General features: G+C 48.9%; 13 protein-coding genes. 12 read left to right on the top strand and 1 reads right to left on the bottom strand.

Features of this window, described 5'->3' with window-relative positions:
• The first annotated feature begins 10 nt into the window (after positions 1–10).
• Positions 11–2,452 carry a hypothetical protein gene (locus AC6I3O_RS24190; RefSeq protein ID WP_497853060.1) on the top strand — a complete coding sequence of 814 codons (2,442 nt, stop codon included), beginning with the start codon at positions 11–13 and terminating at the stop codon, positions 2,450–2,452.
• Positions 2,453–2,554: 102 nt separating this feature from the next.
• Here the strand turns inward: AC6I3O_RS24190 and AC6I3O_RS24185 are convergent, their stop codons facing one another.
• Entirely contained in the window at positions 2,555–3,046 is a 492-nt protein-coding gene (locus AC6I3O_RS24185; RefSeq protein WP_497853059.1) for a QueT transporter family protein, read from the bottom strand.
• Between the two features lie 265 nt (positions 3,047–3,311).
• Here AC6I3O_RS24185 and AC6I3O_RS24180 point away from each other — a divergent pair, with 265 nt between their 5' ends.
• From AC6I3O_RS24180 to rdgB, 11 genes are all read left to right on the top strand, one after another.
• The gene (locus AC6I3O_RS24180) at positions 3,312–4,046 is read left to right on the top strand and encodes a transglycosylase domain-containing protein (protein ID WP_497853058.1); all 735 of its coding nucleotides are present in this window, start codon (positions 3,312–3,314) and stop codon (positions 4,044–4,046) included.
• A gap of 22 nt (positions 4,047–4,068) precedes the next feature.
• The gene (locus AC6I3O_RS24175; RefSeq protein ID WP_497853057.1) at positions 4,069–4,578 is read left to right on the top strand and encodes a GAF domain-containing protein; all 510 of its coding nucleotides are present in this window, start codon (positions 4,069–4,071) and stop codon (positions 4,576–4,578) included.
• 326 nt (positions 4,579–4,904) lie between these two features.
• On the top strand, positions 4,905–5,708 hold the full coding sequence (locus AC6I3O_RS24170) for a class I fructose-bisphosphate aldolase (RefSeq protein WP_497853056.1): 804 nt from the start codon (positions 4,905–4,907) through the stop codon (positions 5,706–5,708).
• Between the two features lie 21 nt (positions 5,709–5,729).
• Positions 5,730–6,533 carry a zinc-dependent alcohol dehydrogenase gene (locus AC6I3O_RS24165; protein ID WP_497853055.1) on the top strand — a complete coding sequence of 268 codons (804 nt, stop codon included), beginning with the start codon at positions 5,730–5,732 and terminating at the stop codon, positions 6,531–6,533.
• Between the two features lie 98 nt (positions 6,534–6,631).
• Positions 6,632–7,585: a sugar-binding transcriptional regulator gene (locus tag AC6I3O_RS24160; protein WP_497853054.1), complete on the top strand. Its 954-nt coding sequence runs from the start codon at positions 6,632–6,634 to the stop codon at positions 7,583–7,585.
• Positions 7,586–7,918: 333 nt separating this feature from the next.
• Positions 7,919–8,782, top strand: coding sequence for a class II fructose-1,6-bisphosphate aldolase (gene fba, locus AC6I3O_RS24155; RefSeq protein WP_497853053.1), 864 nt, complete (start codon positions 7,919–7,921; stop codon positions 8,780–8,782).
• 227 nt (positions 8,783–9,009) lie between these two features.
• Complete coding sequence (locus AC6I3O_RS24150; protein WP_497853052.1) at positions 9,010–11,121, top strand: glutamine synthetase III family protein; 2,112 nt, start codon at positions 9,010–9,012, stop codon at positions 11,119–11,121.
• A gap of 156 nt (positions 11,122–11,277) precedes the next feature.
• Positions 11,278–11,739: a DUF1700 domain-containing protein gene (locus AC6I3O_RS24145; protein ID WP_497853051.1), complete on the top strand. Its 462-nt coding sequence runs from the start codon at positions 11,278–11,280 to the stop codon at positions 11,737–11,739.
• A 258-nt stretch (positions 11,740–11,997) separates the two neighbouring features.
• Complete coding sequence (locus AC6I3O_RS24140; RefSeq protein WP_497853050.1) at positions 11,998–12,198, top strand: hypothetical protein; 201 nt, start codon at positions 11,998–12,000, stop codon at positions 12,196–12,198.
• Between the two features lie 182 nt (positions 12,199–12,380).
• Positions 12,381–13,538, top strand: a complete 1,158-nt coding sequence (locus AC6I3O_RS24135) for a THUMP domain-containing class I SAM-dependent RNA methyltransferase (protein ID WP_497853049.1) — start codon at positions 12,381–12,383, stop codon at positions 13,536–13,538.
• A gap of 84 nt (positions 13,539–13,622) precedes the next feature.
• Entirely contained in the window at positions 13,623–14,237 is a 615-nt protein-coding gene (gene rdgB, locus AC6I3O_RS24130; protein ID WP_497853048.1) for an RdgB/HAM1 family non-canonical purine NTP pyrophosphatase, read from the top strand.
• Positions 14,238–14,243 lie beyond the last annotated feature (6 nt).

Here is a 14,243-nt window from a genome sequence, read left to right as displayed (position 1 = left end):
GGAGTCTTAGATGAATTGGATAAAGAAACTAAGGGATACGGCAATCTTGGTCCTGGTGTTTATCGCTGCGGTCATTGGCTTCAGCTATTACACGAATAAAGGGAACGACAATATGACTGCCGATATTGGCTCTGCCACTTATCCGCAGATTTCGTTTTCCTATAACGGATATGTGCTGAATACCCTGAGTGGGTTTGCAAGGGCGATGGACATTCCCGCCATGCGGGACACGATTACGCCTGTGAATGCCCGAAGGGTGGAGGGGACGATTCAGGCGTATGAGAACAGGATTCAGAAAGCGAGTTATACGATATACACGCTGGACGGCAAAGAGAAGATGGGGGAAGGCGCCCTTTCGCAAAACGGAGAGAGCTTTACGGTAGAGCTTGGCGATGCGGTGACAGCGGGACGGGAGCATGTGCTTGAGATTGTACTGAATACCGGCGGCGAGAATGACATCTATTTCTACACCAGGATTGCGGATGCAGAAGATCTAAGCGTTGCGGAGAGTTTGGATTATGTCCGTAGTTTCCATGACAATGCGATGAATAAGGTGGAAGGGGCGGGCGTAGGTACGGCTATCGAGCCAAATGAGAGCGCCAATAACACCACGTTCCAGCATGTAACGATTCATTCGGATTATGACCATGTGTCTTGGGGCGAGTTAGAGCCTATGGTGGAGAAGGGGGAACGCTGGGACATTACGGAGATGAACGGGGATTCTGTTTCCGTGCGGCTGGAGTACCGTGTGCGGTGTAAGGGTGAGGAGAACGAGTCGGATGTGTACCATGTGGAGGAGTTCTTCCGAGTCAGGCATGTTGCCGGGAGCGGGACTACGTACCTGCTTGATTATGACCGGACGATGGAGCAGATTTTTGACGTGACAAAGCATATGCTGAGCGAAAATGGCATCGTACTTGGTATCGTGCCTCAGGATATTCCCTATCTGGTCAATGAGGACGGGAGCGAGGTGTCGTTTGTAGTGGCAAATGAGCTGTGGAACTACAGTAAAGAGACGGACGAGATTTCGCTGGTTTTTAGCTTCACGGATGTGGAGAACAGTGATGTGCGCAACATGGTTCCCCACCATGAAATCAAGCTGCTTGGAACCGACGGGGCGGGCGGCACCATGTTTGCCGTGTGCGGATATATGAGCCGGGGCGCCCATGAAGGAGAGGTTGGGGTTGCCATCTACAAATACAGTTCAAGGAAGAATTCTGTGGAGGAGAAGGCATTTATTTCCAGTAACAAATCCTACGGGTTTGCGGTCCATGAGCTGAGCAGCATGGTCTATTACAGTATGAAGCAGAACAATTTGTATGTGATGCTGGAGGGTACGCTGTATGAATTCGATTTGACCAAGGGCAAGAGCAGCACCCTTGCGGAGGGGCTTACCGACGGACAGTATGTGGTGTCGGAGGATGGGCATCTGGCGGCGTGGCAGCAGGGGAAAGAGATGAATGCGGCGACGACGGTGACGGTGAAGAATCTCGAATCCGGGAAGGAGCGCAAGACTGAGTGCGGCGGGGATGAATGTATCCGTCCTCTTGGTTTCGTGAAAAATGATTTTGTATATGGAGTGGCGAAGACGGCGGATACGGGAAGGACCATATCTGGCGAAGTGACGGTTCCTATGTATAAGATTGGGATACAGAACAGCAAGGGAGAGATTGTGAAGACGTATCAGGTGGAAGGAATCTACGTGTTGGATACGGTGTTCGATGTGAATATGATTACGCTGAATCGAGCGACGAAGGAGGGAGAGACGTACACGGGTACGACTGCCGATTATATCACGAATAACAAGGAGCGAGAGGCGAGCAACATCTACCTGAAAACGTATACAACGGAGCTCAAGGAGACGCAGGTGAGGCTGGTCTATAACGACGGGATTTCCGACCGGGAGCCTAAGGTGCTGAAGCCCAAGCAGATTTTGACTGAGGATACGGGAGAGATTAACTTCGACGATATCAGTTATGCGGGAAAATATTTTGTCTATGGATATGGGGAGCTTCAGGGAATTTACGATCGGGCGGGCGAGGCTGTCCGGGAAGCGGCAGCCTACAGCGGATGTGTGGTGGATTCCGAGCAGGCTTATATCTGGGAACAGGGCAACCGGAGCAGGCAGCATTTTATTGAAGGAAAAGATGAGGTAATCGGGATTATGGCAGACCGGCTTTTGCAGAGGCAGGCACCGGTGGAGATTTTGAAGGAGCAAAACGGAGGCAGGGCGCATGACTTGACGGGATGTACGGCGGAGATGATATTGTATCTGATTGATAAGGATATCCCGGTTATTGGGATGCTGGACGCACAGCGGGCCGTGATTCTGGTGGGATATACGGAAGGCAGCGTGGTTTATATTGATGCGGACAGCAAGGAGCGTCGGGCGGCGCCCATTGGGGAGATGGATCAGATGACGTCTGGGAGCGGGAATACGTATATTGGATAGGATTGCGGAGTGTTTGCCGTGAAAGGGACGGTTGAAGCGTGTATGATAAGAGGCTGGCTGAAAATGATTCAAAGCATTTTCAGCCAGCCTCTTTTTAGTACATTAGGATACCGGAACGAAGATGATATTCTTATATTTTTTTAGTGCGATGTATAGTATGATTCCCAGTACCCCGCAGGACAGGATTTCCCCGATGCCGATTGTGAGCATCAAGAACGGGATTGGCAGGGCAACGCCGTAGCCAAAGTGGAGTATGAACGGCACGATGACTGTATTTGCCAGGATTGGCGGCAGCGGTGCAAGCACCGGGAGCTGATTGCGTAACAGGTATGTGCCGAATGCCCCGATGAGGGTGGCGATGCTTCCGAAGACGATGTCTGGAAGGATGGCCCCGCCTAAGATATTGCCGATTAGGCATCCGATGAATAGGCCGGGGACTGCGGCTGGGGTAAATAGTGGGAGGATGGTAAGCGCTTCTGCGATCCTTACCTGAATCTCTCCGAAAGAAAATGGTGCGAATACATAGGTAAGCACCACGTAGACGGCAGCGATCATTGCTGCCTGGCTTAGAAAAGCTGTGTTTGGTTTTTTCATGTTTCTTCTCCTTTAGTTTTGTTTTACGTGTGGAAGGTCTCGAACACACGCGCCTGCAAGCCCTGTAAGACCTTGATTTTCGCGGGCTTGGCAACGGATATCAGTATAGCATGGGGGAGGGGAAAAATCAAGCTTTTTGGATATTGCATATGGATTATATTATAAAACGCTATAATAAGGTCGATATATAAATGTAGTATTATATTCAAACCAAGGAGAAGGCGAGGATTAAAGAACAAAACGATAGGAAGGGGCTGGCTGAACTATGAAAAGAAGACATCCTGTGAGAAGAATGCTATGTGTGCTGCTTATTTTAATGGTGTGTACGGTCATGTCAGTCGGCATTTTCTATGGAGTGAAGGGATATCAGATGTATCAGGATGCCATTTCCCTGATGCCGCTTAATGACAGGATTGAGGAGATACAGGAGCAGGAACATTTTACGCGGTATTCTGAGATGACGGATTTTTATATCAATGCAGTGATATCAGTGGAAGACCGAAGATTCAGAGAACATAAGGGGATCGACCCGATTGCTGTCTGCCGGGCTGTGTGGGTGGATGTAAGGTCAATGTCATTCAAAGAGGGAGGCAGCACGATTACACAGCAGCTTGCCAAGAATCTGCTGTTTACGCAGGAGAAGAGTATTGAGCGCAAGGCGGCGGAGGTATTTGCCGTGATGGATATCGAGTCAGAATACAGCAAGGAAGAGATATTTGAATTGTATGTGAATACCGCCTGTTTTGGCAGCGGTTTTGAAGGGATTTATGCCGCTTCCTTCGGATATTTTGAAAAGACGCCTTCAGAGCTTACAGATTATGAGTCGGCTGTGCTGGCAGGAGTGCCGAATGCTCCGTCTTTGTATGCGCCGGGTGTGGACGATGGACTTACTTCGCTGAGGGCACGGCAGGTACTCGAGAGTATGGTAAGGAATGACATGATTACCCAGGCAGAAATGGAGGGAATGATCGGCATAACAGATATTACGAAAGAGTTTTAGGGGTATGAAGGAGGAACGATATATGAGGGCGACAAACATCACCTACCCGGCAGAAAAGAAGGGGTTGTACCGTCTGTTGACAACACAGCTTCAAGGGCTGACAGACGGAGTTTCTGACCTGACCGCGAATCTGGCAAATGTCTCCGCTCTATTAAACCAGGCATTGACAGACATTAACTGGGTAGGGTTTTATCTTATGAAAGACGGATGTTTAATCCTTGGACCATTCCAGGGAAAGCCTGCCTGCGTAGAAATTCAAGTCGGCAGCGGCGTCTGCGGTACGGCAGTTGCGCGTGATGCGGTTATGCTGGTTGAGAATGTCCATGAATTTCCGGGACATATTGCCTGTGACAGTGCGTCTATGTCGGAGATTGTAATCCCGATACATAAGGATGGAGAAGTGATTGGTGTGCTGGATATTGACAGCCCTGTTATTGCAAGGTTTGATGAAGAAGACCGGACTGGGCTTTCCGGGCTGGTGCAGACATTGGAATTGCAGCTTTCAAAGATGATGAGCATTACCGGAGTATGAAATGGCTGAATAACATTACGCGGGAGGGACTGTTTGAAGAAACATAAAAGTTCATTCTTTGATACTTGTGAAAGAATAAAGAGGCGCGAACCCTTGATTTTACTTGGGTGAGCGCCTTTTTTTTGTGCGTAAAAATTCATGCAGTTATAGAAATCGTTTTTTGGTAAAATTTCACGAAGATTCCGACTTTAATTTGTGCATAATATAAAATTCTAAATATTCATTGAAATATGATTGACAAATGTAATGTGTATATGTAGAATGTAACTCAATCAATGTTACAAAAGAATATAGAACATTACAAATGTAATGAAAAGGAGGAAAACATGAACACAACAGCAAGAATGAACCACATCATCCAGCCGGACGGCAAGACATTTATTATGGCGATGGACCACGCAGCCAACTTTAATACGCTGCCGGCGCTCACGGACCCGAAGAAGCTGGTAAAAGAAATTGCAGCAGCAGGTGCGGATGCATTTCTCTCGACCGTAGGCATGACAGAATTCCTGACGGATTCTTTTTCGGGCAAAGGAATCATTGTCAGGGTAGACGGCGGAGTCTCTTATCTGGGAGACAGGTCAAAAGCAATGCAGACTACGGTAACGGCAGAGGATATTGCAAGAATGGGAGCCGACGGTGTGATCACGATGAGCTTCCCAGGCTCTAAATTTGAAAACGAGGTGTTAAGTAATCTGACGAGAATATGTATGGACTGCCACAGATGGGGAATCCCGGTATTGGCAGAGGCGCTTCCGAGAGGATTTGAGCCGTTTGAGGATTCCAGGACTCCGGAGAACCTTATCTTTGCCAGCAGGCAGAGCGTAGAACTTGGCGCGGATTTTGTAAAAACGAATTATACCGGAGATCAGGAATCCTTCAAGGCGCTGGTGGAAGCGACCTATAGACCGGTCGTCATTCTTGGCGGTGCGAAGAAGGTTCCTGTAGAACAGCTCCTTCGAGAAATCAAGGATTCACTGGAAGTTGGCGGCGCCGGCGTCGCAATGGGACGGAATATCTGGGGGCATGAGAATCCGGTAGGGTATACGGCAGCGATTGCAAAACTGATCCATGAGGACTGCAGTGTGGAGGCAGCGTTGAAAGAGATGAATACGGTCTTTGCCGTATAAGGAATTCAAGGAGGAAAGAAGATGTCAACATATAAGGTGGCTGTCCGTCTGTTGAATTCCTGCGGTGAGTGCTACTATTGCCGGAATGGCCATGAGAACCAGTGTGTAAAATCCTTTATTGCCAAGACACAGGAATGTGCAGTCGGACCGGGAGGTTTTTCAGAGTATATGATGATGGAGGCGGCAGATGTATACAAGATGGCAGAAGATATCGAGCTGTCCCATGCAGCCCTCTCGGAGCCTCTGGCATGCTGTGTGCATAGCATTGAAAACGGAAAGATACAACTGGGAGATGATGTAGTAGTCATTGGTATCGGGATTATGGGCGCACTGCATATCCAGCTCGCCAAATTAAAGGGGGCAAGGGTCATTGCATGTGAGCTTGATGAGAAAAGGCTTGAAATCGCAAAGGCGATGGGGGCGGACATTTTAATCAATTCCGGCAAGTGTGATGCAGTAGAAGAGATAAAGAAGCTGACAGACGGGAGAGGGGCGGACGCAGTATTTTGTACGGTGCCGGCAGCGGCGCTTGCCGGCCAGGCCGTTGAGATGACCGGGAAATTAGGAAGGACCGTATTCTACACATCCTTCCATCCGGATAAGCCGATTGAAATCAGCCCGAATAAGGTGCATTCCTCGGAGCAGATCATCACTGGAACGGTAAATCCGCAGAAGAAAGATTTCTTGATTGCAACAAGGCTTTTATCATTAAAACTTGTTGACGTATCGGAACTGATTTCTGACCGCATCCCGCTTGCGGATATCGACAAGGCGTTAGAAAAAGCGATATTGCCGGATACATACCGGATTATCGTACAGCCATGAATCGCAGGAATAGATAGAGAAAGGATTGTTTTGAGTTAGTTGCGAAAAGGGCGGTTCAAGATGTATAATAAATCTATCATATGCAGGGGGATAGATTTATGAAGAGTGAACAGATGTCTAACGAGATGATGAATGAATACCGAAGAGTTGCTTATTACTATTATAAGGCGGGGCTTACGCAGGAAGTTATTGCGAAGAGGATGAAAATGTCGCGTCAACGGGTGAATCGAATCGTAAGCGCCTGTGTGGAGCTTGGTATTGTTAAAATTACGATAGCTGATTTGGATAAATGGAATCTTGAGCTGGAAACGGAACTTGAACAAAAATATGGACTGAAAGAAGTCAGAGTGATAGATAATGTAGTGGAGGACAGGCTTATCCAAGAGTTGGGGATTGCAGCAGGTAATTATCTTCAAAGTATTGTGAAAGAAGGAGATATTGTCGGGGTCACGAGGGGACGGACCACGGCTGCAATGGTGGATCACTGGATACCGGCAGTATCCTATCCTGAAAATGTTACAGTTACACAGCTTATCGGAAGTGCAAGGGAGGAAGATTCAAGGCTTGGGGCAGACAGGATAGTGTATGGCCTGGCGGACAGGCTTGGGGCAGAGGTAGCTGTCTTGCATGCGCCAGTAATTCTGCATAGTGCAAGTTTAAGAGAGTCTTTTGTTGGCGATCCTTATTACATGAGCGCTTATGAGGTGGTAAAGAGCTGTACGATCGCAGTGGTTGGCATTGGGACTGCTGACAGTCAATGGGAGCATATGATTTCCTTGTATGATGTGGAGAACGATGAAGAAAAAAAATGGACGGAAGATGTGGCGGGCGAAGTGTGCGCGAACTTTTTTGACAGAGAAGGACAAGAGGCGGCTCCGCCGTTTAAGGACAGGATCATTGCTATCACGATGGAGGATTATAAAAAAATCCCGGTGCGTATCGGTGTCGCGGGAGGAGAGGAAAAGGCAGAAGCCATTCGTGCGGCGGTAAAGGGGAATTACATCAATGTACTCGTTACTGACTTACTGACAGCGAAATTACTAAAGGAATAGGGTAGGGGAAAATAATCAGGCAGGCGTACCTGTATACGCTGCGGTTTTGGTCGCAGTTCCAAGTATGGCAATCTCCTGTTTCCCACAGTTCACATCAATCATTGTAGGATTTGCGGCATTATTTGCAGCAGTGTCGAGGATGTGCAGAAGCAGGTACAGAAGGATATCCGGACGGTAAGAGAGGTGCTGGGCGGCAAGGGTGGAGCCTTGGGATAAATGAGAAAAAAGTTGTTTTTTCCTCCAACATGATATATAATAGAACATAGTGAAAATTATAACATGCCAAGGGATGCCTAAGCATCTGGAAGGGCAGAAGGAATTGGAGGAATGAATATGTTAGTATCAGCAAAAGAGATGCTTGAAAAAGCAGTGGCAGGCCACTACGCAGTTGGACAGTTCAACATCAACAACCTTGAGTGGACGAAAGCAATCCTGACAGCAGCCGAAGAGACAAAGTCACCGGTTATCTTAGGTGTATCTGAGGGCGCAGGAAAGTACATGACCGGTTTTAAGACCGTACAGGACATGGTAGCAGCTATGGTTGAAGAGATGGGAATTACTGTTCCGGTGGCTACACATCTTGACCACGGTTCCTACGACGGATGTAAGAAATGTATCGAGGCAGGGTTCACATCCATTATGTTCGACGGATCTAAGTACCCGATCGAAGAGAATGTTGCCAAGACAAAAGAACTGATTGAGATCTGTCGCGAGAAGGGAATGTCCTTAGAGGCAGAGGTAGGCGCAATCGGCGGAGAGGAAGACGGCGTTGTTGGACAGGGCGAGTGCGCGAATCCGGAAGAGTGCAAGATGATTGCTGATCTGGGCGTGGACATGCTGGCTGCAGGTATCGGCAATATCCATGGCAAGTATCCTGAGAACTGGGCTGGACTGAGCTTCGAGACACTGGATGCTATCCAGAAGCTTACAGGCGATATGCCTTTGGTTCTTCACGGCGGTACAGGAATCCCGGACGACATGATCAAGAAGGCTATCGATTTGGGCGTTGCTAAGATTAACGTGAATACAGAGTGCCAGCTGGTATTTGCTGACGCTACACGCGAGTATATCGAGGCTGGAAAAGACCGTGAAGGCAAGGGCTTCGATCCTCGTAAGCTGCTCAAGCCTGGTTATGAAGCAATCATTGCTAAGGTAAAAGAGAAGATGGAATTGTTCGGTTCAGTTGGAAAAGCGTAAGAAGCGAGAAATTTTTACTTGCCTTTTTTGACGGATTGAGGTATACTAACAGGCGTAGAGAGAACAAAGGCGTTCCGACCCGGAGGTCGGACGCCTTTTTCGATTTACTTTCAACTTACTTCCCCCTTTGTTTTGGTGGGCTGCCGGAGCATAGCCGTTATCTCGCGGCAGCCTGGATAAAGAGTGGGAGGAAGAGGATATATTTCAAGAAAGGAAACATAAAACATATGAGTGATTTGTTAAATGTAGCTGATATTTTCGGGGAAGATGTTTTCAATGACACAGTCATGCAGGCGCGTCTGCCCAAGAAGGTGTACAAAGACCTGAAGAAGACCATTGAGGAAGGCAAGGAACTGGATCTTGCGACAGCCGACGTTATCGCACATGAGATGAAGGAGTGGGCGATTGAGAAGGGGGCGACCCATTATACCCACTGGTTCCAGCCCCTTACGGGAGTGACGGCTGAAAAACATGATTCCTTTATCTCCGCGCCCATGGGGAACGGCAAGGTACTGATGAGCTTTTCCGGTAAGGAACTGATCAAGGGCGAGCCGGATGCCTCTTCCTTTCCGTCGGGCGGGCTGCGGGCCACGTTTGAGGCGAGAGGATATACGGCATGGGACTGTACTTCCCCGGCATTTGTAAGGCATGACGCGGCAGGCGCGACGTTGTGCATCCCCACGGCGTTCTGTTCCTATACAGGCGAGGCGCTTGACCAGAAAACGCCGCTTCTGCGCTCCATGGAGGCGGTGAACATCCAATCGCTGCGGTTGATTCGTCTGTTCGGGAATACGACGTCGAAAAAAGTAACGCCGTCCGTTGGGCCAGAGCAGGAGTATTTCCTTGTGGATGCGGAAAAATTTCAGCAGAGAAAAGACTTGATCTATACGGGACGTACCCTGTTCGGTGCGATGCCGCCTAAGGGGCAGGAGCTTGACGATCATTACTTCGGGACGATTCGCCAGCGGATTGCGGGCTTCATGAAGGATGTCAATGAGCAGCTCTGGCGGGTAGGAGTGACTGCGAAGACACAGCACAATGAGGTGGCGCCGGCACAGCATGAGCTGGCTCCCATTTACGCGGAAGCCAATGTGGCGGTAGATCACAACCATGTGGTGATGCAGACTTTGAAGCGGGTTGCATGCCAGCATGGCATGAAGTGCCTGCTCCATGAGAAACCGTTTGCCGGGGTAAATGGCTCCGGAAAGCATAACAACTGGTCTCTTACGACGGATGACGGGAAGAACCTTCTTGACCCGGGGAAGACTCCGCATGAGAATATCCAGTTCTTGCTGGTGCTTACTTGTGTGCTGAAGGCGGTGGATGAGCATGCCGACCTGTTGCGCGAGTCTGCATCCGACCCGGGGAACGATCACAGGCTTGGCGCGAACGAGGCGCCGCCGGCAATTATTTCCGTATTTCTTGGCGAGCAGCTTGAGGATGTACTGGAGCAGCTTATCAGCACAGGCGAGGCGACTCACAGCTTGAAGGGCGGCAAACTAGAGACGGGTGTGAGGACTCTTCCGGATTTGGCGAAGGACGCAACGGACAGGAACCGGACGTCGCCGTTTGCATTTACCGGGAATAAATTTGAGTTCCGTATGGTAGGCTCCCGTGATTCTATCGCAGGACCGAACGTAGTGTTGAATACGATCGTAGCGGAGGCGTTTGCCGAGGCGTGCGATGTGCTGGAGAATGCGGAGGATTTCGGCAAAGCAGTTCATGATTTGATTAAGAAGTATGCGGTGGAGCATTACCGGATTGTATTTAACGGTAACGGTTATTCAGACGAGTGGGTAGCGGAAGCCGAAAGACGGGGGCTGCCGAATATCCGGTCTATGGTGGAGGCGATTCCTGCGCTTACGACAGAGAAAGCGGTTGCGATGTTCGAGAAGTTCAAAGTATTTACCAAGGCGGAGCTTGAGTCACGGGCGGAGATTAAGTACGAGAATTATGCGAAGGCAATCAATATCGAGGCGCGTACCATGATTGACATGGCAAGCAAGCAGTTCATCCCGGCTGTCATTAAGTATACGAAGGAACTGGCGGATACGGTGATTGCCGTGAAGGAAGCAGGGGCTGACGCATCGGTACAGGCAGAGCTTCTGGGGGAGATATCCGGTCTGCTTGGGAAGACGAAACAGGCGTTGTCTGAATTGATTCGGCTCACGGATCAGGCGGCGGCCATGAAGGAAGGCGAGGAGCAGGCAAGGTTCTATCATTTTGATGTGGTTCCTGCCATGGAAACGCTGCGGGCGCCGGTGGATAGGCTGGAAATGATTGTTGACAAGGATGCATGGCCGATGCCGTCTTATGGAGATTTGATTTTTGAGATCTAGCAAATATATTAGGAAATTTTAAGAACCTTGGACTTGGAATAAGCATGGGTATGTGATATTCTAAGTGCAAGGTTTTTATGTGTGCGGCAGATATAGGTACGAAGGCTGCATGAATATTATATAAGAAGAAAGTAATCTGGCTTAGGGGGAACTACGATGACGAAATATGAATTTTTGGAAAAAATGAGACATGCCTTGGCAAATGACTTGAGCGGTTCCGTGATACAGGACAATATTAATTATTATGACGGATATATCAGCGACGAGGTCAGGAAGGGTCGCAGTGAAGCGGCTGTAATCGAGGAACTGGGAGATCCCTGGGCGATTGCCAGGACGATTATTGAGTCTGTGGAGAATACAAGCGGCGGGCAGGAGGGTTATACATACGATCCTGCACAGCAGGGTTATGGAAATGGGCAGCAAAAGCAGAATTCCAGTATCCGGGTAATCGGCGTGGATTCATGGTGGAAGAAGCTGCTTGTAATTTTAGGCGTACTGGGAATTGTCATGCTGGTGGTTGCTGTAATCGGAGGAATCTTCTCTCTCCTTGCACCGATTGTCGTTCCGATTCTGATTATTATGCTGATCGTGCGTCTGATAGGAGGCAGGCGGCGATGAAAGAAAGGCGAAGAATAAAAGTAAAAGATCGATGGGGGAGCCATCGATCTTTTGAGGGGAGTATAAATAATTAATAAGGGGTTGTAGAAAGTATCCTTTCTACACATCTTAGTATAGTATAGTATGAGTGAAATTGCAAGATAAAATTTATAAAAATATAAAAATTTTTATAAATAAATTTTTTTCAAAAATCATACATAAAACATTGTCTGGCGGACATAATAGCCATGTAACAAAAATGATTTAGGAGGAATTGACATGGCTAAGAATTATAGTTCATCTAACAAAAACGCATCTAACCAGAATGCAAACAACCAGAACGCATCCAACCAGAATGCAAGCAACCAGAACGCATCTAACCAGAATTCATCTAACAAGAATGCGTCCAACATGACTTCTAAGAACAAGAATTCTAACAGCACCAGCTCTAACAGCACGAACTACAGCGACAACTACTAAGCCGCAGGAGGCCAAAAGAGCCTGTATCGGTTCATGACAATACGCAAGTTAGAGAGAATGACAAAAACGGAAAGTGCGCTGCATAAGAAATCGTCTTATGCGGCGTTCTTTTTATTGACAAGAGATAGGGAAAAAAGTAAGATGGAGAAGTAACGATTAAGAGAGAAATCTGGAGAAACCATATGGATAGAATTGAATTAATCGCCCCCTGCCATTTTGGGCTGGAAGCGGTGCTGAAAAGAGAGATTCTGGAGCTTGGATACGAGATTGCCAGGGTGGAAGACGGAAGAGTCACCTTTTACGGGGATGCCGCTGCTGTGTGTTATGCCAATATTTTCCTGCACACGGCGGAGCGGGTTCTGTGGAAAGTGGGAAGTTTCCGGGCGGTCACGTTCGAGGAGTTATTTGAGCGGACAAGGGAGCTGCCATGGGAAGCCTATATTCCCCGTAATGGGAAGTTCTGGGTGGCGAAGGCCGCGTCTGTAAAGAGCCAGTTATTCAGTCCTTCCGATATACAGTCGATTATGAAGAAGGCAATGGTCAGGAGACTTTCACAGCGATACCATGTGGAGCGTTTCCCGGAAGACGGCGCAGCATACCCCATTCGAGTGTTTCTGATGAAAGACGAGGTGACGGTGGGGATTGATACGTCAGGGGTCTCCCTTCATAAGCGGGGATACCGTGAGGTGTCCGGGAAAGCACCGATTACCGAGACGTTAGCGGCGGCGTTGATTATGCTGACGCCCTGGCACAAGGAGCGGATATTGGTAGATCCTTTCTGCGGAAGCGGTACGTTCCCGATTGAGGCGGCGATGATAGCGGCGGATATTGCGCCGGGGATGAACCGTTCATTTACCGCAGAAGCATGGACGAACCTGATTCCTAAGAAGCTGTGGTATGATGCGGTGGAAGAAGCGCAGGACAGGATTCGTGACGATATCGAAGTGGATATTCAGGGGTACGATGCAGACCGTTCCGTAATCCGGATAGCCAGAAAGAATGCGAAAGAGGCAGGCGTCGGGCATCTGATACATTTTCAGGAGAGGGACGTTAGGGAATTGAACCATCCTAAGAAGTATGGGTTTGTGATTACGAATCCGCCTTATGGGGAACGATTAGAGGAGAAAGCGGCATTGCCTGAGCTTTACCGGACGTTCGGGGAAAGTTTCGCCCGTTTGGATTCCTGGTCGGCGTACATGATTACGTCTTATGAAGATGCGGAGAAATATTTCGGGAGGAAGGCGGACAAGAACCGTAAGATTTATAACGGGATGTTAAAGACCTATTTTTATCAGTTTCAAGGGCCGAAGCCGCCGAGACGGCCGAGGGATGTGGGGTAAAATCTCCTGATTGTGTACATAACGGAATAATCAGTATGCAGGCAGGAAGATGAGCGAGCAGCAGTAGCAGTGGGGAGGCATAAGATGGTGAGAAAGATTATATTTGCAACGGGAAATGAGCATAAGATGGGGGAAATCCGTATGATTCTTGAGGATCTTGGCGCGGAGATCCTTTCACAGCGGGAGGCTGGGATTGAAGCGGATGTTGTGGAGGACGGCGCGACGTTTGAGGAGAATGCGCTGATAAAAGCGACGGAGATTGCCAAAGCGGCGAGGAAGATTCCCGGGTTTGAGGAGGCGATTGTCCTGGCGGATGATTCCGGGCTGGAAATCGACTATCTCAACAAGGAGCCGGGGATTTACTCGGCGCGGTACATGGGGGAGGATACTTCTTACGACATTAAGAACCAGGCGTTGATTGACCGTCTTGCCGGGGTGCCGGATGAGCAGCGGACGGCAAGGTTCGTGTGTGCGATTGCGGCGGCATTTCCGGACGGGAGCAGTGAGGTGGTCCGGGGAGTCATGGAGGGCATCATAGGATATGAGAGCGCCGGGGAGAATGGATTCGGTTACGACCCTATTTTCTTTCTCCCGGAGTACGGATGTACGAGCGCACAGCTTGCGCCCGAGAAGAAGAACGAACTGAGCCACAGAGGAGAGGGGCTTAGGAAGATGCGGGCAATTCTGGAGAGAAAATAAGGATGA

The sequence above is a fragment of the Sporofaciens sp. St.21A7 genome, assembly GCF_059728535.1.
The sequence above is the reverse complement of the archived record's forward strand: the minus strand, read 5'-3'. Positions and strand labels throughout refer to the sequence as shown.